The sequence below is a fragment of the Caulobacter sp. UNC279MFTsu5.1 genome (genome assembly GCF_900114015.1).
GTDB lineage: Bacteria > Pseudomonadota > Alphaproteobacteria > Caulobacterales > Caulobacteraceae > Caulobacter.
This window is the reverse complement of the sequence record NZ_FORN01000021.1, coordinates 55,992-75,094: the sequence shown is the minus strand read 5'-3', so window position 1 is coordinate 75,094 and position 19,103 is coordinate 55,992. Positions and strand designations below refer to the sequence as shown.

Sequence of the window (19,103 nt, the reverse complement as noted above, 5' to 3'; positions counted from 1 at the left end):
TCGCTCGACGGATCGCCCCTAAACCGTCGCCGCTTCCCGGGCCTCGACCATCTTCAGCAGCGACTCCATGGCATGGTCGCGCACGCCGTCCTCGCGCAGGTGCATGACCAGGTCGCGCAGATAGTCGATGTTGCGGCCCGACAGGCCCCGGGCGCCGGCGATTAGCTCGGCCTGCTGGTCCAGGGTCAGCGCCCCCGCCCACTGGCCGTGCTTCATGTCGGACAGGAACACCAGCGATCTGACCCTGCCGTTCCCGTCGATCTTCAGCTCGGACCAGGCCTCGAAATAGGTTTCGGTCGGCTGCTCGCGCTCGCGTAGATAGGCGTAGACCTCGGGCCATCGCCCGCCGGCCACCCGATAGGCCACGCCGCGCACCGCACCGCCGGGGGCCAGACCCAGCACCAGGCCCGGCCGCTCGTAGGTGCCCCGATGGTGGACCGAATAGATGCAGAAGGCGCGGCGGCGCCCATGGAGCAACGCCGTTCTTCGCTCTATGAACGGGAACCCAGGCCGCCACATCAGCGATCCATATCCGAACACCCAGCGGTCTTCGCCGCCCGCCACCTCGTCTACAACGCTCATCTACCGTTCCCGACCGGAGCCGCCCATTCCATGACCCATAACGCCGCCGCCCCGTCCCGCAAGCCCCGGCGTCGTGGTCTGCTGGCGCCCTTCGTCATTCTGGCGATCGTCGCCGTCGGCTGGAGCGTTGGCTGGCTGTGGCTGCGCGGCCAGGCCGAGCAGCGGATGGACGCCACGGCCGTGTCGCTGAAATCGCGCGGCTACGACCTGTCGTGGGAGACCCGCACCTTCAGCGGCTATCCGTTCCGCATGGACGTCAGGCTGGTCAACGCCCGGGTCGCCGAGCCTTCGGGCTGGGCCGTGCGGGCGCCGGAGCTGAACGGCGAGGCCAACGCCTACGACATCGGCCACTGGGTGATCGTCGCGCCCCGGGGCGTGGTCATGACCCGCCCGATCAACGGCGACGTGGAGATCACCGGCCAGGCCCTGCGCGCCAGCTTCGCGGGCTTCGACCGGTATCCGCCCCGGATCTCGGTCGAGGGCGCGAACCTGGTCTTCACCCCGGTCGCCGGGGCCGCGCCGTTCCCGCTGCTGTCGACGGCCGGCCTGCAGCTGCACGTGCGGCCCGGCCCCGACGACCAGGGCGCGATCTTCTTCGAGGCCAAGGGCGCCAAGGCCCGCTTCACCGGCCTGATGGGCCGCATCGCCGCCGACCGCACCGCCGACCTGATCTGGGATTCCAAGGTCAGCAGGATCAGCGCCCTGCACGGGGCCAGTTGGTCCGACGCGGTCAGCGACTGGTCCAAGGCCGGCGGGGCCCTGACCGTCCAGCAGGGCAAGCTGAACGCCGGCGAGGCGCTGCTGGACGCCAAGTCCGGCGCCCTGACGGTGGACGAGGACGGCCGCCTGCAAGGGGCGCTGGACGTCACCGTCCGCGAGATTCCCTCTTCCGGCCAGTCGCTGAAGAGTCCCGAAGCCGCCGCCGCGGCCGTGGCCCAGGCCCTGGGCCGCGACCCGACCCTGTCGGCGACGCTGAAGTTCGAAAAGGGCCGCACGCGGCTGGGCCTGTTCGACACGGGGCCGGCGCCGCGGGTCTATTGATCTGCAGACGCCCCCTCCGTCACGCCGCTTCGCGACGCGCCACCTCCCCCGTTTCACGGGGGAGGAGAAGACGCGCCGATTTCTCCTCCCCCGCATCGCGGGGGAGGTGGCGCGATGCGAATACGCATCGTGACGGAGGGGGCGTCCTCCGCGCGTACAAACTCGCCACGCAACTTTATTCCCGCCATCGCGCCCTATTGCGCCTCCGGCGGCAAAGTCTATGGTCCGGCCTCCAATTTCGGGGATAAATCATGGGTAGCGACGCGGGCGATGCGACGCCTTCGCTGGACGAGGTCCGATGGCGTATCGACGCCATCGACGGTGAGCTTCTGGCCCTGCTGGACGAGCGGGCCGGCTTGGCGCGCGCCGTGGCCACCGCCAAGAAAGCGGCCGGCGACACTGGCTTCGGCCTGCGCCCCGGCCGCGAGGCCCTGATCGTCCGCAAGCTGGTCGAAGCGCCCCGCAAGGCCGCCAGCGACGCCCTGGTCATCCGCCTCTGGCGCGAGCTGATGTCCGACAGCCTGGCGCGCCAGGGCCCCTATCACCTGGCCGTCTGGGGCGGCTCCCATCCCGCTCGCGCCGTCGAGCTGGCCCGCCTGCGGTTCGGCGTCGCCCCGCCGATGACGGTGGTCGCCACCGACAGGGAAGCCCTGGCCGCCGCCAAGACCCCGTGGGGCGTCGGCGTGCTGGGCCTGGTTCCCGACAACGCCTGGTGGGGCCGGCTGCTGGCCGAGCCGCGTCTGAAGATCTTCGCCGCCCTGCCCTGCCTGGAGCGCTGGGGCCCGCAGGTGGCCTTCGCCGTGGCCGAGGTCGAGGTCGAGCCGACCGGCGGCGATCAGACCTTCTGGGTCACCGACAGCCCCAAGGCCGCCGGCGCCGTCGTCGAGGCGCTGTCGGCCGACGGCGTGGCCGGCGAGCTGGTGGCCGAGGCCGGCGGGCTGAAGCTGTTCTCGCTGTCGGGCTTCTACCAGGCCGGCGACGAGCGCCTGGCCCGCGCCCCGGGCTCGCTTACGGGCGTCATCGGGGCTGCGCCCACCCAGTTCGACGTGTAAGAAGACCGCCTTCGCCGCCCGAGTTCGCCAGATGACCGCTCCGACCACCGACCGCTTCGCCGCGCCGCGCCCCATGCCCAAGCCGGGCATCCTCGACATCGCCGCCTATGTGGGCGGCAAGTCGAAGATCGAGGGCGTCGCCCATCCGGTGAAGCTGTCGAGCAACGAGAACATCCTGGGCAGCAGCGACAAGGCCAAGGCCGCCTATCGCGACGCCGTCGACCGGATGCACATCTATCCGGACGGCAAGGGTTCGGCCCTGCGCGCCGCCATCGCCGCCCACTACCGCCTGGAAGTCGAGCGCATCACGCTGGGCGACGGCTCGGACGAGATCTTCGCCCTGCTGAACCAGGTCTATCTGGAGCCCGGCGACAACATCGTCCAGGGCGAGCACGGCTTCGCCGCCTACGCCATCGGGGCCCGCGCCTGCCAGGGCGAGGTGCGCTTCGCCAAGGAACCGGGCCAGCGCGTCGCCGTCGACGAGATCGTCAAGTGCGTGGACGAACGCACCCGCCTGGTGTTCATCGCCAACCCCGCCAACCCGACCGGCACCTGGCTGACCGGCGAGGAGATCCGCGCCCTGCACGCGGCCCTGCCGCCGTCGGTGGTGCTGGTGCTGGACGGGGCCTATGCCGAGTTCTGCACCGATCCGCGCTTCGAGGACGGGCTGGATCTGGCCCGCACGGCCGAGAACGTCATCGTCACCCACACCTTCTCCAAGCTGCACGGCCTGGCCGCCCTGCGCGTGGGCTGGGCCTATGGCCCGGCGGGGATCATCGAGCCGCTGGAGCGCATCCGCCCGCCGTTCAACACCTCGATCCCGGCCCAGGACGCGGCCATCGCCGCCCTGGCCGATACGGAGTTCCAGCAGCGCTCGGTCGCCCTGGTCGAGCAATGGCGTCCCTGGCTGACCCAGCAGATCGGCGGCCTGGGCCTGGAGGTCACGCCGTCGGCGGCCAATTTCGTGCTGATCAACTTCCCGGCCACGCCCGGCAAGACCGCGCTGGAGGCCGAGGCGTTCCTGGCCTCGAAGGGCTATCTGGTCCGCGCCGTGGGCAACTACGGCCTGCCCAACGCCATCCGCATCACCGTGGGGCTGGAAAAGCACAACCGGACCGTGGTCGAGCTGCTGCGCGAGTTCCTGGCCCGATGAGCCACCCCGGCGTCCTGTACCCGAAGATGACCGTGATCGGCTGCGGCCTGATCGGCGGCTCGATCATACGCGCGGCCCGCGAGCACGGCGTGGTCGGCCAGGTCACGGTCGCCGACGCCAGCGAGGCGCACCGCGCCCGGGTCAGCGAACTGGGCCTGGCCGAGCACGTGACCGGCGACATTGGCGAGGCCGTCCGGGACGCCGACCTGGTGGTGATCGCCACGCCGGTGCTGTCGACGCCCGAGGTGGCGGCCGCCCTGGCCCCGCACCTGAAGCCCGGCGCCACCCTGACCGACGTCGGCTCGACCAAGGCCAACGTGGTCGAAGCGTTCAAGGCCCTGGACCTGTCCAAGGTCTTCGTCATCCCGGGCCACCCGATCGCCGGCACCGAGCAGTCGGGCCCCGACGCCGGCTTCGCCGAGCTGTTCGAGAACCGCTGGACCATCCTGACCCCGGCCGAGAGCGACGACGAGGCCTACGCCGCCGCCGTCGCCAAGCTGTCGGCCTTCTGGCGGACCTTCGGCGCCCAGGTCGAGCTGATGGACGAAAAGCACCACGACCTGGTGCTGGCCGTGGTCAGCCACCTGCCCCACCTGATCGCCTACACCATCGTCGGCAGCGCCGCCGACCTGGAGAACGTCACCGAGAGCGAGGTGATCAAGTTCTCGGCCTCGGGCTTCCGCGACTTCACCCGCATCGCCGCCAGCGACCCGACCATGTGGCGCGACATCTTCGTGGCCAACAAGGATGCGGTGCTGGAGATGCTGGGCCGGTTCACCGAGGACCTGCAGGCCATGAGCCGCGCCATCCGCTGGGGCGACGCCGACACCCTGCACGCCCACTTCACCCGCACCCGCGCCATCCGCCGCGGCATCGTCGCCGCCGGCCAGGAAAGCGCCGAGCCGAACTTCGGCCGCGACCGCGGGAAGCACTAGGCTTGGGCTGGAAGCGTGCGCTCGGCCTAGCCTTGGCGTCGGTCGCCCTGGCGCTGCTGATCTGGGGACTGTTCTTCGCCAAGATTTCGCGGACCGTGTCGATCAAGGTCGACTTTCCGCCGGCCGAAGCGCCCAGACCGGCCGCGCCGGTCGAGCCGAAACCCGTCGACGTCTACATCAACCGCGACGGCGCGCTGTGGGTGGGCGACAAGCCATCCAGCCTCGACAGGCTGGTCGGCGACATCGTCGACCGGGCCGACAACCCCGACAAGGAGCTGCAGCGGATTCTGCTGCACGAGAACGTCGAGGGCTCGCACGCGGATTTCAAAGCGGTGATGGACCGGATCAACGCGGGCGGCTGGCGTCGGGTGGAACTGGACACCCAGCGCGGGGACCCGAAACCCGCCGCTCGCCGGTGATCGACCGGCCTCGCCGCAATACAGCCGCAAGGTCCCGCCTTGATGATCGCCAAGGGACGCAGCTCGAAGGACACCCCATGCGCCGCAAGATCGCCGCCCTCGCCCTGGCCACGCTGGCCGCCTTCGCCGCCGGCTCCGCCCTGGCCGCGCCTTCGCCCGAGAAGATCCTCAAGGCCTGGGACAAGAACGGCGACGGCGGGATCGACAAGGACGAGTGGATCGCCGCCGGCCGCAAGGAGGCGCGCTTTGCCAAGGCCGACACCGACGGCGACGGCAAGATCTCGCTCGAGGAGCTGAAGGCGGGCATGGCGCGCATGAAGACCCATCCGGCGACCACCGGCCAGGCCCCGCCCGCCGAGCATTAGGATCGACCACCGAGGATTGAGTTGGCGCTGGACCGCCTCCCCGCGGCTTGGCTAAGGTCGGCCTCTCTCGGGAGGGGTCCATGCTCAAATATGTCGACAGCATCAAGGAACTGTTGGCGCTCTACGCGGTGATGCTGGCGGCCGGCGCCGGCGCCTACGCCGTCTTCGAGCACAAGCCGTTCCTCGACGCGCTCTGGTGGGCCTGCGTCACCGCCACCACCGTCGGCTACGGCGACATGTATCCCGCCACGGCCGGAGGGCGGATCGCCGCCGCGGTGCTGATGCACGTGACCCTGCTCTTCATCCTGCCGCTGCTGATCGGCAACATCTGCTCGCGCTGCATCACGGACCACAACGAGTTCAGCCACGCCGAGCAAGAGGAACTGAAGGCGGCGCTGCGCCGGCTGGAGGAGAGGCTCGGCGCGGCGGAACGAGCCTAGGGACCGCCTGGAGCGCAACCGTGGCCTTGGCGACACACCGGTGCGATCTTCGCCGCGTCCCCCTTCCCTCGCCTCGGCGAACACTGTACTCGCCCGCCTCCCGAAGGATGAGGACCATGGCGCACAAAGCCCCGACCTATAAGCCCGCAAGCAATCTGCTCGACCGCCAGGTCGAACGGATGGGCGTGCGCGCGTCGGTAGGGGTTCCGGTCTAGGGTTCGTCTGAACTCGGGATGTTCGAAAGGAAACCCCTCCTGGCCTGGCCGGAGGGGTTTCTTCGTTTTGTGCGGGAAGTTCTTTCGACCAAGTCGCCAGGAGGGGCGGTTTGGAAAAGGAGAAGCCCATGAGCGGCTTCACACACATCGAAAGCGACGGCGCGCCGATCAAGGCGTGGACCCAGGGCGTGCCCATCGAGGACGCGGCCCTCAAGCAGCTGCGCAACGTCGCCGCCCTGCCCTTCATCCACAAGCACGTGGCGGTGATGCCCGACGTGCACTGGGGGATGGGCGCGACGGTCGGTTCGGTCATTCCCACCCTGGGCGCGATCATCCCGGCCGCCGTGGGCGTCGACATCGGCTGCGGCATGATGGCGGTGCGCACCTCGATCCGCGCCGAGCACCTGCCCGACAACCTGTTCGGGATCCGCTCGGACATCGAGGCGGCGGTGCCGCACGGCCGGACCGACAACGGCGGGCGCAACGACAAGGGCGCCTGGCAGGTCGAGCCGCCGGCGGCCGCGGCCGACAGGTGGGCCGGACTGCAGGCCGGCTACGACGACGTCGTGGCCCGGCATCCCAAGGCGGCCCACCCGCGCGGCTTCGGCCACCTGGGCACGCTGGGCACCGGCAACCACTTCGTCGAGCTGTGCCTCGACGAGGCCGGCGACGTCTGGGTGATGCTGCACTCGGGCTCGCGCGGCGTCGGCAACCGGTTCGGGACCTACTTCATCGAACGCGCCAAGCACGAGATGAAGCGCTGGTACATCAACCTGCCCGACCAGGACCTGGCCTACTTCGCCGAAGGCAGCGAGGGGTTCATCGACTACGTCCGGGCGGTGTCCTGGGCGCAGAAGTACGCCCGGGCCAATCGTGAGGTGATGATGGAGCAGGTGCTGGCCGTGCTTCGGAACACCTTCCCCGACCTGATGGTCACGCAGGAAGCGGTGAACTGCCACCACAACTACGTGTCGCGGGAAAAGCACTTCGGCAAGGACGTGTACCTGACCCGCAAGGGCGCGGTCTCGGCCAAGGACGGAGAGCTGGGGATCATCCCGGGCTCGATGGGCGCCAAGTCGTTCATCGTGCGCGGCCGGGGCAACCCGGACTCGTTCTGCACGTGCTCGCACGGGGCCGGACGGGCGATGAGCCGCAACGAGGCCAAGCGGCGGTTCACGATCGCCGACCACGTGGCCGCCACCGCCGGCGTCGAGTGCCGTAAGGACGCCGATGTGATCGACGAAACGCCGATGGCCTACAAGGACATCGACGCCGTCATGGCCGCGCAGAGCGACCTGGTGGACATCGTCCACACGCTGCGCCAGGTCGTTTGCGTGAAGGGCTAGAAGATCGCCGGGCGCGAAAGCGTCCGGCGATCGTTGGCGGTGAAGCCGCCTAGCGCGCCTTCAGCTCGGTCAGCTCCCAGGCGTCGCCGGCCTTGTGGAACCTGAACGCCACGCGCGCGCCGGGCGTCAGCGGCGCCTCGGCCAGGATGTCGCCATAGGCCTGGAAGGCGGTGCGCCCCGCGGCCAGCTTGGCCGCGCTCGCGCCCTCGTGATCGAGCGTTACCGTCTGGCCCTCGAGGACGGCGATCACGCCCGTCGAGTCGTATTCCGGACCCGTCGGAAGCGCGGCCGGCGCGGTCGCCGGAGCCTCGGACGCCGGTTTCGCCGGCTTGCCCGGACCGCAGGCCGCGAGAGCACCAACCAGGAAAATTGCCGATATTGTCTTTATTTTCATGATATTAGCAGAATTCACAATTCAGCGGATCAATCCGAACACGTCCTTCATACAAGGTTTTTTACCGCAAGTGCGAAAAGGGCGGCGATTGTGGTAGCGATTTTGTGATCGAAGTTTTACTCTAGAGAGACCGGCGGCTCTCCACGCCGGTCGTCGAGACCACGCAGACCGCCCGAACCGAGCGCGCCAATCCTAGCGGACACCATCCCTAGCGACCACGGCGCGTCCCGCGAAAGCCGGCCTTGCGCCTCTCGAGCCCTTTCGGAGAGGCCCGGCCCTCGGACCATCCGAACCGGACAGCCCGAGACGATGGACCTGATGAGCGAACGCGGCGCTTTCTTCGACCTGACCTCCTCGCGGAGCGTCGCCTACGACACGGTGATCTCCACGAGCGATCGGGTCGAGATCCCCGTCGACGCGCCCCTGGCCATGCCGGTCCAGCCGCTGGCCTTCTGGCAAGGCGGGGCCAGGCCGGTCGCCACCGCCCCCCAGAACACGATCTGGGAAAACCTGGTCCTGCGCCGCTGGGGCGTGTTCGTCGCCACGGCGATCATGGCCTTCGCCGGCTGGCGGGCCACCTACGATACCATCGCCCTGGGCGGCGTCACCCGCCTGGAAGCCGTCGTCCTGACCCTGCTGGCCCCGCTGTTTCTGGCCCTGGCCCTGTGGTTCTGCACCGCCGTCGTCGGCTTCGTGGTGCTGCTGGGCAAGCCCCGGGACCCGCTGGGCATCGACGACAGCGCATCCTCGCCCATGCCCCGACCCAAGGCCCGCACGGCGATCCTGATGCCGGTGCACAACGAGGACGCCGCCGAAGTGTTCGCCCGCCTGCGCGCCATGGACGCCTCGATCGCCGAGACCGGAAACAGCCGCGCCTTCGACATCTTCATCCTCAGCGACACCCGCGACGCCGCCGTGGCCCTGGCCGAGCAGGCCTGCTTCGCCCGCTTCCGCCGCGAGGCCAGCAGCCACGTCTTCTATCGCAAGCGCACCCAGAACACGGGCCGCAAGGCCGGCAACATCGCTGACTGGGTGGCCCGCTGGGGCGGCGACTACGAGCACATGCTGGTGCTGGACGCCGACAGCCTGATGACCGGCGAGGCCATGGTCCGCCTGGCCGACGCCATGGAGCGTCACCCGCGCGTCGGCCTGATCCAGACCATGCCGATGATCATCAACGGCCAGACGATCTTCGCCCGCACCCTGCAGTTCGCCACGCGCCTGTACGGCCGCGTCGCCTGGACCGGCCTGGCCTGGTGGTCGGGTTCGGAAAGCAGCTTCTGGGGCCACAACGCCATCGTCCGCACCCGGGCCTTCGCCGAGACCTGCGGCCTGCCCGAACTGAACGGCCCCAAGCCGTTCGGCGGCGAGGTGATGAGCCACGACGCCCTGGAAAGCGCCCTGCTGCGCCGCGGCGGCTGGGGCGTGCACCTGGCTCCGTATCTGGGCGGCTCCTACGAGGAGAGCCCCTCCAACCTGCTGGACTTCGCCACCCGCGACCGCCGCTGGTGCCGGGGCAACGTGCAGCACGTCCCGCTGATCGGCCTGCCCGGCCTGCACTGGATGAGCCGCCTGCACCTGGTGATCGGCGTGCTGAGCTACGTGCTGTCGCCCCTGTGGTTCGTGGCCCTGTCGTCGGGGATCATCTCGCGCATGCTGATGCCCGAGCTGAAGAAGGCCGCCTTCACCATGGCCGACCTGCAGGCCGCGGCCCACGCCCTGATCGACTGGCGCGAGATCCAGGCCACCGCCTGGGCGATGATCATCACCTTCGTCCTGCTGTTCGGCCCCAAGATCCTGGGCTCGATCCTGGTGTTCTCGCGCAAGCACGAGATCAAGGGCTTCGGCGGCCGCCGCCGGATCCTGGCCGGCCTGGGCGTCGAGATGCTGCTCTCGGCCCTGGTCGCCCCGATGCTGATGCTCACCCAGACCCGCGCCCTGGTCGAAATCCTGGCCGGCAAGGTCGGCGGCTGGGCGACCCAGCGTCGCGACGCCGACAAGGTCACTGGCAGGGAGGCCTTCGCCGCCATGGGCTGGATCAGCGTCACCGGCCTGGTGCTGGCCGTGGCCTTCTGGTTCACGCCCGACCTCTTGACCGCGACGATGCCGATCCTGGCCGGCCTGATCCTGGCCGTGCCGCTGACCATGCTGGGCGCTCACAAGATCGCCGGCCTGGGCGTCAAGTCGAACGGCCTGTTCATGACCCCGGAAGAGCGCCGCCCTCCGGCCATCGTCCGCGCCGCCCTGGGCCCGGCCTGCGAACCGCCGGCCCGCTGGTTCAGCCGCCAGCCGGCCCCGGTCCTGGCCGCCGACCAGGCGGCGGAGCGCAACGCCGCCTGAAGGCCCGTCGGCCGGACGCCGATCGCGACTTTCATCGCTTAAGGGTGGCCGCTTCCGCCCGGCCGGAGTAGAAGCGCGCTTCGTTCAATCCAAACGGAGCGTCCCCCGTGTCGCGCCTCTTCAGCGCCTATGTGATCGTCGACTGGAGCGCGGCGGCCAAGCCGACCACGGGGGCGGATTCCGTGTGGATCGGCGTGATGAAGCGCGACGTGCGGTTCCGGCTGACCTTCGAGAGCTTCAACCCGCCCACCCGCCAGGAGGCCGAGGCCAAGCTGGCGACGATTCTCGACGATCTGAAGAAGCGCAACGAGCGGGCCCTGGTCGGCTTCGACTTCCCGCTGGGCTTCCCCCGCGGCGTCACCGCGGCCCTGGCGCTGAAGGGCGAGCATCCCTGGCGCGCGGTCTGGGACCAGCTGGCCAAGATGGTCAAGGACAAGGCCGACAACACCAACAACCGCTTCGGCGTCGGCTCGGAGCTGAACCGCCGGCTGACCGGCGGGCCGTTCCCGTTCTGGGGCTGCCCGCCCAAGGACGCCCTGACCACCCTGCAGCCCAAGCGCACCCGCGAGCATGGCCCCGGAGACCTTCCGGAGTTCCGTCACGCGGACCTGGCCGCCAAGGGCGCGGCCTCGATCTGGAAGCTCTACTACAACGGCTCGGTCGGCGGCCAGGCGATCGTCGGCATCCCGGCCGCCCGCCGGCTGAAGGACGCGCGCGGCGACGCCGTCCGCGTCTGGCCGTTCGAGACCGGCTTCAAGGCCCTGACCGAGGCGGATCTCGAGGGCGTGCAGGTGGTGATCGCCGAGGTCTACCCCTCGCTGGTCAAGGCTGTCCCCGCCCCCGGCGAGATCAAGGACGCCGCCCAGGTGCGCGCCCTGGCCGAGCACTTCGCCAAGCTGGACGAGGCCGGCAAGCTGGCCGCCCTGTTCGGGCCGAGCAAGGACGCGCCGGCGGATCTGGTGGTCGATGCGCAGACCGAAGAGGGCTGGATCCTGGGGGCTGGGATCTGATCCTTCTCCCCTTGCGGGAGAAGGAAGCGGTCACCGCTCCTTCACGTCCAGCATCCGGTAGCGCCCCAGCAGGAACGCCGCCGCCACGAAGCTGGTGACGATCACCGACACCACGATGCCGTTCACGCCCAGCTTCATCGGCAAGGCCAGCCACCAGGCCAGGGGGCCCATGATCAGGGCATAGCTGATCATGTGGGTGCCGGCCGGGATCCACACCTCGCCGCGCGCCCGCAGGGCCTGGGCGCAGACCACCTGCACGGCGTCCGGCACCAGGAACAGGCAGGTCAGGGCCAGGGCCGGGGCGATCAGGGCCAGGGCGGCCGGGTCGCTGGTATAGGCCCCGCCCACCAGGTGGCGCAGCGGATAGAGCAGCACCGCCACCACCAGGGCGAAGACCGCGGTGACCGCGAAGGCGATCCAGCCCGCCCGGCTCATGCCCTTGGAGTCGCGCGCGCCAAAGGCCCGTCCCACCTGTACGGCCGTGGCGGTCGACAGGCCCAGCGGGACCATGAAGATCACCGCCGCCACGTTCAGCACCACCGCCCAGGCGGCCACGTTCAGCCCGCCCAACCAGCCGGCCACCAGGCTCATGCCGGCGAAGGCCGAGACCTCGAACAGGTTCGAGGTCCCCGCCCCGTAGCCGACCCGCCGCTGTTCCTTCGCGGCGGCGATGTCGCGGGCGGGCTTGTCGAACACGCCCATGGCCCGGGCGTCCTTCAGGCGCACGATCACCACCGCCAGCATCAGGGCGAAGACGCTGCGGGCCACGAAGGTCGACCAGGCCGCGCCCACCGCGCCCAGGGCCGGCAGGCCGAACGTCCCCGGCACCAGCAGCAGGTTGACGGCCAGGTTCACCAGGTTGGCGACCCACATGTTGACCGTGACCAGGCCGGGCCGTCCCAGCCCCTCCAGCCAGAAGCTCAGGGCCACGCTGACCGCGTAGGGCGTCAGCGACAGGGAAAACACGATCAGCGGCGCGGTCGCGCCCCGGGCCAGGGCGGCCTCGATGCCCACATGGTGCAGCAGCGGCGGCCCCGCCAGGACCAACAGCACCGAGCCCGCCAGGCCCAGCCAGGCGGCGTAGACCACGCCCCGGCGCAGCACCGCCCCCGCCTCGTGCGGCCGCCCCGCCCCCATGGCGCGCGAGCCCATCACCTGGGTCCCGACCAGCAGGCCGACCGTCACGGTCACGAAGATCGAGGTCGGGGCCCAGGCCATGGCGTGGAAGCCCAGTTGCCGGGCCGAGAAGTGGCCGACGACGATGGCGTCGGTCAGGCCCATGACCATGATGCCCAGGCGCGACAGCACCACGGGCCCGGCCAGGCGCAGCAGTTCGATCAGATCGGAGACAATGACGCCGTGCGGCTTCCCAGGGCGGGGAGCCGGCGCGGCCGCGGAACGCGACATCGGTTGGGCCTTTCAAAGAGGCCGGGAAGGTGACCGATGCTCACGCTTTGGGCAACCCCGCTTCCGATGGTTGTGCTTGGAACATCCCCGCCGCCCGCCGGTTTCGCCGTCTCCAGCCGCAGGAGGTCCGCCATGCCCGACGTCGAAACCCCGCAATTCGAACCCGCCGCCGAGCGCGCGTCCCAGGCCGAGCGCGACATCCAGGCCCCGCTGGACGCCAAGGAGAAACGCTCATTCAAGGACGAGGAAAAGCAAAGCCCCGCCATGCAGGCCGGGGCCCGTCCCTACCCCGCCCCGCCCTTCCCCGAGCAGCACCAGGCCAAGCCGGGGATCGAGGCCAGGCTCGATCCGGCCCCGATGTACGACGCCCCGTTCTACAAGGGCTCGGGCAAGCTGGAGGGCAAGGTCGCCCTGATCACCGGGGCCGACAGCGGCATCGGCCGGGCCGTGGCGGTGCTGTTCGCCCGCGAGGGGGCCGACGTCGCCATCGCCTATCTCGACGAGGAGCTGGACGCGGCCGAAACCCGCGCCGCCGTCGAGCGGGAAGGCCGCCGCGCCATCCTGCTGCCCGGCGACGTCGCCGACCCCGCCTACGCCCGGGCCGCCGTCCAGCGCACCGTCGAGGAACTGGGCAAGCTGGACATCCTGGTCAACAACGCCGCCTTCCAGGAGCACGTTCTGGACTTCGAGGACCTGACCGCCGAGCACCTCGACCGCACGCTGAAGACCAACCTCTACGGCTATTTCCACATGGCCCAGGCGGCGGTGAAGGTCATTCCGCCGGGCGGGGCGATCATCAACACCGGCTCGGTCACCGGCATGCTCGGCAACAAGGACCTGCTGGACTACTCCCTGACCAAGGGCGGCATCCACGCCTTCACCCGCTCGCTGGCCGCCCACCTGGTCGACAAGGGCGTCCGGGTCAACGCCGTGGCCCCGGGGCCGGTCTGGACGCCCCTGAACCCGGCCGACAAGCTAGGCCCTCAGGTGGCCCAGTTCGGCGCCAAGACGCCGATGAAACGCCCGGCCCAGCCCGAGGAGATCGCCCCCGCCTACGTGTTCCTGGCCTCGCCCCAGACGTCCAGCTACATCACCGGCGAGGTGCTGCCGATCATCGGCGGGTACAGCGGGGGATGAGATCGGACGCCCCTAGTGCGGCCAGGCCTCGGTCAGCACCCTGGCCTTGCCGCCCGTCCAGCTGACCTCCAGGGCCGGCGCCTTGGGCTGGCCCTCGGCGAACAGCTCGTAGATCACCGCGCCGTCGTCCTGGGTGCTCTCGATCACCCGGACCGGCGCGATCTTAGGGGCGGCCTTGACGGCGGCGTCGCGCACCGGCTGGGGCGTGGCGGTCCAGGCGATGTCGCGCTGCGTCTCGACGATCTTCCACCGGCCGCCGGTTTCCAGCAGATCGAACTCGATCTCGCCGCCGTCCGGCAACGCGCCCTCGACGTCGTAGTAGCGGCGATCCGCGCGGTGCTTCAGCTCGGCCGCCTTGATCTTTAGGCCCGGCGCGGCGGCGGTGACCACCGCGACCACGGCCGGCGGCAGGTCGGCGGCCTCGACGGGCGTCACCTGGCTGTCGGGACCTTGGGCCGCCGCAGGTCCGGCCGTCAGGGCCAAGGCCAGCACGACGGCTGGAGCGAAGGGCGAACGCGGGAGCATGGCGGCTTCTCCAGAAGGGGCGGCCCGGGCAGTATGCTTCAATCGCGCGCCGGGCGATGCTCCGGGACGGACCGCCCGCAGATCACGTGTCGCGTCGGCGTGCTAAGCAAGACTATCACCGAGTGAGTCGCCATGGCCCAGCACCTCGCCCTCCTGTCCCTGCTCGTCCGCGATTACGATGAAGCCCTGGCCTTCTATGTCGGCAAGATGGGGTTTTCCCTGGTCGAGGACAGCGAGCTGGGCGGCGGCAAGCGCTGGGTGGTGGTCGCGCCGGGCGCGGTCGGCACGCGGTTCCTGCTGGCCAAGGCCAGCGACGACCAGCAGAAGGCGATGATCGGCGGCCAGGGCGGCGGCCGGGTCTGGCTGTTCCTGCACACCGACGCCTTCGAGGCCGACCACGCCCGGCTGAGCGCCGCCGGGGTGAAGTTCCTCGAGGCGCCCCGCCACGAGGCCTATGGCAGCGTGGCGGTGTTCGAAGACCTCTACGGCAACCGCTGGGACCTGCTGCAGCCCAAGACCAAGGCCTGATCCTCCATGCTCTCCTCCCTGCGTCGCATCCTCCCCCTCCTGCTGGTCGCCCCCCTGGTCGCGTTCGCGGCCCTGGCCGCCGCTCCCGCCCTGGCCAAGCCGGCGCCGCTGCGGGTGCTCTATCTGGACCAGTCGGTCGGCTGGAAGCACGCGCCGGTCGCCCGGCCGGAGGGCGGCGGCCTGGCTCTGTCGGAGACGGCGATGCAGGCCATCGGTCGGGACAGCGGCGCCTTCACCGCCGAGGTCACCCAGGACGCCCGCGAGATCACGCCGGAACGGCTGGCGACCGTCGACGTGCTGGTGTTCTACACCACCGGCGCCCTGCCCCTGTCGCCGCAGGCCTGGACCGCGGTGCAGCAGCGGGTGTCGGCCGGCAAGCTGGGCTTCGTCGGCATCCACAGCGCCACCGACACCGGCTGGCCCTATGACGGCCCCGGCGAGACCTACACCCGCTTCATCAACGGCAAGTTCGCCGGCCACCCGTGGACGCAAGGCACGCCGATCCGCGTCGAGACCCTGGACCCTGACCGGGCCCTGGTCGGCATGTGGCCGGTTAGCTTCGACTACGCCGAGGAGATCTACCAGCACAGCGACTTCGACCCGGCCAGGGTGCGCGTGCTGCAGATGCTGGACTTCGCCGGCACGCCGCTGAAGCGGCCCTACGCCGTGCCGGTCGCCTGGGCGCGCCAGATCGGCCAGGGCCGGCTGTTCTTCACCAACCTGGGCCACACGCCCTCGACCTGGGACGATCCGCGCTTCCGCAAGCAGATCGTCGAGGCGGTCAAATGGACGGGTCGGCGCACCGACGGCGGGGCCAGCCCCGACACGCTGCGCCAGTTCCTGTGGCAGGTGAAGGCGCTGCTGGCCTACGAGCCGGCTCCCGCCGGCCGCGACGACAAGGCGATCATCGGCCGCCTGCTGAAGATGGACCCGGCCTGGCAGACGGCGACCGCCCAGCGCATCGCCGACCTGCGCACGGTCTATCCGGCCAAGCCCGACAGCGACCGCGCCCCGTTCGACACGGCCTACAAGGCGGTGCTGGCGGACGTGCTGGCCAAGGGCGGAGCTAGATAGAACCCTCTCCCGGCGGGAGAGGGAGGGGCCCGCGACGAAGTCGTGGGAGGGTGAGGGATTACGCCCTCACCGTTTTCACACGATGCTCCGCCGGCGCGCCGACAACCTCGGAACCCCCTCACCCTCCCACCGCTACGCGGCGGGTCCCTCCCTCTCCCCATGGGAGAGGGTTTCCGTAAAGGCTTCCGCCGCCAACCCTCGCAGATGCTCGGCGACATCGCTCGGCCATTCGACGATCCGCGCCTCGAATCCCGCCGAGTCGCCCGCGAACAGCGCCCGGCTCATGGCCTCGAAGCCCGGGCGGTCGCCGGCCATGGCCGAGGCGAAGCGGTAGGCGGCGTCGCGGGCGGCGCGGCGGCGGTCGGGCCCCTCGCTCTCGCGGCGAGCGGCCTCGACCAGCTTGCGCAGGGCGACCGACGCCCCGCCCGGCTGGGCGCCCAGCCACTCCCAGTGGCGCGGCAGCAGGGTCACCTCGCGGGCCGTGACGCCCAGCTTGGGCCGGCCGCGGCCGCGCGGGACGGTCTCGCCCTCCCCTAGCCGCAACGCGATGTCCCACGGCCCGCCGCGCAGGTCGAAATCCACCTGGCGCCCCTCGGAGTCGAAGATCAGCAGTGAAGCTTCTGGCGCTTCGGCCAGGCGGGCCTGGGCGGCCATCGCCACGTCCAGCTTGGGACCGGCCGCGATCCGCCGCTCGCCCTCGAACACCACATAGGGCGCCATTGGACCGCTCATCGCCGCAGCCCCTCGGCGTGCAGGGTCGCGCGCCAGTGTTCGCGGCGCTCGACCAGCAGCGAGGCCCGGCCCAACCGCTCCAGCCCCTTGTCGTCGAGGACCTCCAGCACCTCGAAGCCGAAGGCCGCCTCGCCGTGGGCGTTCCAGGCCTGTTGCAGGGTCGGGCTGGTGTGGCCGCCGGTGCGCAGGGCGAACCAGACGCCGTTCTGGCGGGTCGACAGGTCGGGCGTGCCACCGATCCAGACCTCGCCGGTCGTCGCGCAGCGCACGGCATAGATCCCCGCCTGGACCGCGCGGTCCTTGTAATCGCGCACCAGGGCGCGCCGGTTGTTCGTCGTTTCCATGGGCGGCTTTTTACCCGGGTATTTTATGGAGTCAATATTATCCGGGTATATTTATCGAAAGGGTCGATGGCGAGGACGGGCCAAAGGCGGTAGAGACCCCAGGATCAAGGCAGGAGGCTCGACATGGCCAACAATCTGGTGGGCAAGCTGGTGGCGACGGCCGACCCGTCCCGCGCCGATCCGGTCGCCCAGGCCGACCTGGCCTGGTTCACGGCGCACGAGGGCCGCCTGTTTCGTCTGCGCGATCCCGCGCCGCTGGAGTTCAAGGACCCGCTGGGCGACCCCGGCGACGGCTTCTCCTGGCGGGTGCTGGTCGCCAAGCTGGCCGACGGTCGCCGCCTGCGCCTGCCGGTCTCCCTGGCCTGGGACCTGCACAACGACCACGCCAAGGACCAGCACCTGCGGATGATCTTCGACCAGGTCGCGCCGGAGAAGGCCAAGGCGCTGCTGGCGAAATAGCCCTCTCCCAACGGGAGAGGCTTCAGCCCCGCCGCAGCCAGGCCGCCACGGCCCAGGCGTGGGCGTCGTGGCGCAGGGCCACGACCGCATCGCGAGGGTCCAGCCAGACCAGGGTATGGTCGTCCTCGACCTTCAGCTCGGGTCGCTCGCCGGTGACCCGCACGACATAGATGCCGCCGTTGTTGCACACCGGCTGGCCGTTGGACTTCAGGAACGGCTGACTGACTTCGATCACCCGCCGCTCCACCTCGACGACCAGGCCGGTCTCCTCGCCGAACTCGCGGACGATGGCGGCGTGCTCGTCCTCGTCGCCGTCGACCGCGCCGCCCGGCAGGTCGAAATAGGGCGCCCGGCCCGGCTTGCGGACCTCGACCAACGCGATCGTCCCGTCGGCCCCCTCGGCGATGCCGAAAGCGGCCCAGCGGTGCTTGTACTCCAGGCCCGGCTCGGGCGCGTCGAACGCCTGCACGGGATCAGTCCTTGCCGTACAGGTCGTTCCACGGATCGGCCTTGCCGGAGATCACGTCGTCGACGGTGATTTCCGGACGGTAGCCGATCTTGCCCGTGGCGCTGGCCTTCCAGGCGTCGACCACCATGTCGCGCAGCTGGGTCGCCCCGGCCGCCAGGCGCTCGTCGACGAAGGCCTTGGCCCGCGGGTCGGCGGCCACCAGGCCGCCCTCCTTCTCCAGCTTGTACAGCGGCTCGACGAAACTGACCGTCGTGCTGAGATAGGTCACCGTCCGCGCCTCGATCGTGCAGGCGCAGTCCTTGTAGGCCGGCACCAGCGCCTTGACGTCGGCGTCGACGGCCACGGCCTTGACCAGCGGCCCCTCGAAGTTCCCGTGGGTGGCCTTGCTCTGGGTGTAGCCGTTGGGATTGGGATAATCGCCCCAGCCGTTGTAGTGCACGCTCAGATGCAGCGGCTGGCTGGCGTCGCCGACATAATGGGCCCAGACGCCGAGGTCGCGGACCAGCAGCTCCTCGCGCCGCTTCAGGTCGGCGACGTAATAGGCCTTCCGGGTCGCGTCCTTCTCGGTCGCGGAGACCGATTGCAGGATGCGCCAGTAGGTGAAGTCCTTCACCAGTTGCTGATAGCCGTCGATGATCGAATACGGCAGGTAGCCGGCGTTCCAGCTGTCGTGGCCGACCGCGGCCAGCGACTTCTCGTAGTCGGCGCGAGTGGCCGGCAGGGTCTCCAGCGTGAACTTCGGGCCGCCATACATCCGGCCCTCGTCGTCGATGTCGAGGAAGTGGGCGGCGTCGCGGTCGGTGTCGTGGACCTTGCCCGAGCCCTTCCAACGGTCCGGCTCGCGGGCGTATTCACCGATCGCCGCCACCGCTTCCGGCGTGCGCAGGAAGGCCGGCAGGTCGCTGGGAAGGCTCTCGGCGGCCACGACCCCGACCATGCGGTGCCCCCAGGCGCCCCAGGCCAGGGCCGAGCTGGCGGGCGCGGCCAGGGCGGCGGCCAGGACGACACGGGTTAACAGGCGAACAGACGGCTTCATGCGCGCTCCAAACGAACTGACAGCCTCGCGGCCGCGACTCACCCCGTCCTCGGACCGGTCCAAGACGCGTGCACCGCCGAAAAAGCCGCGGACGACTCCG

22 protein-coding genes are annotated in these 19,103 nt (G+C 70.2%); 14 read left to right on the top strand and 8 right to left on the bottom strand.

Annotation, left to right across the window (positions count from 1 at the left end; genetic code table 11):
• Positions 1 to 18: 18 nt before the first annotated feature.
• Complete coding sequence (locus BM066_RS13670) at positions 19 to 582, bottom strand: gamma-glutamylcyclotransferase (protein ID WP_089928789.1); 564 nt, start codon at positions 580 to 582, stop codon at positions 19 to 21.
• Between the two features lie 30 nt (positions 583 to 612).
• Between BM066_RS13670 and BM066_RS13665 the strand changes: the two genes are divergently transcribed.
• The 8 genes from BM066_RS13665 (at position 613) to BM066_RS13630 (ending at position 7,548) form a co-directional block, all read left to right on the top strand.
• Positions 613 to 1,623, top strand: a complete 1,011-nt coding sequence (locus BM066_RS13665) for a DUF2125 domain-containing protein (RefSeq protein ID WP_089928788.1) — start codon at positions 613 to 615, stop codon at positions 1,621 to 1,623.
• A 251-nt stretch (positions 1,624 to 1,874) separates the two neighbouring features.
• A complete protein-coding gene (locus BM066_RS13660; RefSeq protein ID WP_089928786.1) occupies positions 1,875 to 2,675 on the top strand; it encodes a chorismate mutase in 801 nt (266 codons plus the stop codon).
• 31 nt (positions 2,676 to 2,706) lie between these two features.
• On the top strand, positions 2,707 to 3,828 hold the full coding sequence (gene hisC, locus BM066_RS13655; protein ID WP_089928784.1) for a histidinol-phosphate transaminase: 1,122 nt from the start codon (positions 2,707 to 2,709) through the stop codon (positions 3,826 to 3,828).
• The gene (locus BM066_RS13650) at positions 3,825 to 4,763 is read left to right on the top strand and encodes a prephenate/arogenate dehydrogenase family protein (protein ID WP_089928782.1); all 939 of its coding nucleotides are present in this window, start codon (positions 3,825 to 3,827) and stop codon (positions 4,761 to 4,763) included. Before hisC ends, BM066_RS13650 begins: the two co-directional genes overlap by 4 nt.
• 2 nt (positions 4,764 to 4,765) lie before the next feature.
• Positions 4,766 to 5,182, top strand: coding sequence for an ExbD/TolR family protein (locus BM066_RS13645; protein ID WP_089928780.1), 417 nt, complete (start codon positions 4,766 to 4,768; stop codon positions 5,180 to 5,182).
• A gap of 77 nt (positions 5,183 to 5,259) precedes the next feature.
• Positions 5,260 to 5,547, top strand: coding sequence for an EF-hand domain-containing protein (locus BM066_RS13640; RefSeq protein WP_089928777.1), 288 nt, complete (start codon positions 5,260 to 5,262; stop codon positions 5,545 to 5,547).
• A gap of 80 nt (positions 5,548 to 5,627) precedes the next feature.
• On the top strand, positions 5,628 to 5,987 hold the full coding sequence (locus tag BM066_RS13635; RefSeq protein ID WP_089928775.1) for a potassium channel family protein: 360 nt from the start codon (positions 5,628 to 5,630) through the stop codon (positions 5,985 to 5,987).
• Positions 5,988 to 6,330: 343 nt separating this feature from the next.
• Positions 6,331 to 7,548, top strand: coding sequence for an RtcB family protein (locus BM066_RS13630; RefSeq protein WP_089928772.1), 1,218 nt, complete (start codon positions 6,331 to 6,333; stop codon positions 7,546 to 7,548).
• A 49-nt stretch (positions 7,549 to 7,597) separates the two neighbouring features.
• On the opposite strand, the gene BM066_RS27025 is transcribed toward BM066_RS13630, so the two are convergent.
• Complete coding sequence (locus tag BM066_RS27025; RefSeq protein WP_255367584.1) at positions 7,598 to 7,798, bottom strand: copper-binding protein; 201 nt, start codon at positions 7,796 to 7,798, stop codon at positions 7,598 to 7,600.
• Positions 7,799 to 8,260: 462 nt separating this feature from the next.
• Here BM066_RS27025 and mdoH point away from each other — a divergent pair, with 462 nt between their 5' ends.
• Positions 8,261 to 10,282 carry a glucans biosynthesis glucosyltransferase MdoH gene (gene mdoH, locus BM066_RS13620; protein ID WP_089928842.1) on the top strand — a complete coding sequence of 674 codons (2,022 nt, stop codon included), beginning with the start codon at positions 8,261 to 8,263 and terminating at the stop codon, positions 10,280 to 10,282.
• Positions 10,283 to 10,389: 107 nt separating this feature from the next.
• Positions 10,390 to 11,292 (top strand): cobalamin biosynthesis protein CbiG, encoded by a 903-nt coding sequence (locus BM066_RS13615; protein ID WP_089928767.1) that lies wholly within the window; start codon positions 10,390 to 10,392, stop codon positions 11,290 to 11,292.
• A gap of 30 nt (positions 11,293 to 11,322) precedes the next feature.
• On the opposite strand, the gene BM066_RS13610 is transcribed toward BM066_RS13615, so the two are convergent.
• Entirely contained in the window at positions 11,323 to 12,699 is a 1,377-nt protein-coding gene (locus BM066_RS13610; protein ID WP_089928765.1) for an MATE family efflux transporter, read from the bottom strand.
• A 132-nt stretch (positions 12,700 to 12,831) separates the two neighbouring features.
• Here BM066_RS13610 and BM066_RS13605 point away from each other — a divergent pair, with 132 nt between their 5' ends.
• Positions 12,832 to 13,836: an SDR family oxidoreductase gene (locus BM066_RS13605; RefSeq protein WP_089928763.1), complete on the top strand. Its 1,005-nt coding sequence runs from the start codon at positions 12,832 to 12,834 to the stop codon at positions 13,834 to 13,836.
• 12 nt (positions 13,837 to 13,848) lie between these two features.
• On the opposite strand, the gene BM066_RS13600 is transcribed toward BM066_RS13605, so the two are convergent.
• Entirely contained in the window at positions 13,849 to 14,361 is a 513-nt protein-coding gene (locus tag BM066_RS13600; RefSeq protein WP_143093729.1) for a hypothetical protein, read from the bottom strand.
• A 132-nt stretch (positions 14,362 to 14,493) separates the two neighbouring features.
• On the opposite strand from BM066_RS13600, the gene BM066_RS13595 reads away from it, so the two are divergent.
• Entirely contained in the window at positions 14,494 to 14,889 is a 396-nt protein-coding gene (locus tag BM066_RS13595; protein WP_089928761.1) for a VOC family protein, read from the top strand.
• Positions 14,890 to 14,895: 6 nt separating this feature from the next.
• Positions 14,896 to 15,963: a ThuA domain-containing protein gene (locus tag BM066_RS13590; RefSeq protein WP_089928758.1), complete on the top strand. Its 1,068-nt coding sequence runs from the start codon at positions 14,896 to 14,898 to the stop codon at positions 15,961 to 15,963.
• Between the two features lie 132 nt (positions 15,964 to 16,095).
• Here BM066_RS13590 and BM066_RS13585 read toward each other — a convergent pair whose 3' ends face one another.
• The gene (locus BM066_RS13585) at positions 16,096 to 16,683 is read right to left on the bottom strand and encodes a DUF2239 family protein (RefSeq protein WP_089928756.1); all 588 of its coding nucleotides are present in this window, start codon (positions 16,681 to 16,683) and stop codon (positions 16,096 to 16,098) included.
• A gap of 8 nt (positions 16,684 to 16,691) precedes the next feature.
• A complete protein-coding gene (locus BM066_RS13580) occupies positions 16,692 to 17,039 on the bottom strand; it encodes a GIY-YIG nuclease family protein (protein ID WP_089928754.1) in 348 nt (115 codons plus the stop codon).
• 123 nt (positions 17,040 to 17,162) lie between these two features.
• Here BM066_RS13580 and BM066_RS13575 point away from each other — a divergent pair, with 123 nt between their 5' ends.
• Positions 17,163 to 17,498, top strand: a complete 336-nt coding sequence (locus tag BM066_RS13575; RefSeq protein WP_089928751.1) for a hypothetical protein — start codon at positions 17,163 to 17,165, stop codon at positions 17,496 to 17,498.
• A 22-nt stretch (positions 17,499 to 17,520) separates the two neighbouring features.
• Here the strand turns inward: BM066_RS13575 and BM066_RS13570 are convergent, their stop codons facing one another.
• Both BM066_RS13570 and BM066_RS13565 read right to left on the bottom strand, forming a co-directional pair.
• Complete coding sequence (locus tag BM066_RS13570; RefSeq protein WP_089928749.1) at positions 17,521 to 17,967, bottom strand: NUDIX domain-containing protein; 447 nt, start codon at positions 17,965 to 17,967, stop codon at positions 17,521 to 17,523.
• 4 nt (positions 17,968 to 17,971) lie between these two features.
• Entirely contained in the window at positions 17,972 to 19,003 is a 1,032-nt protein-coding gene (locus BM066_RS13565) for a phospholipase C/P1 nuclease family protein (RefSeq protein ID WP_089928746.1), read from the bottom strand.
• Positions 19,004 to 19,103 lie beyond the last annotated feature (100 nt).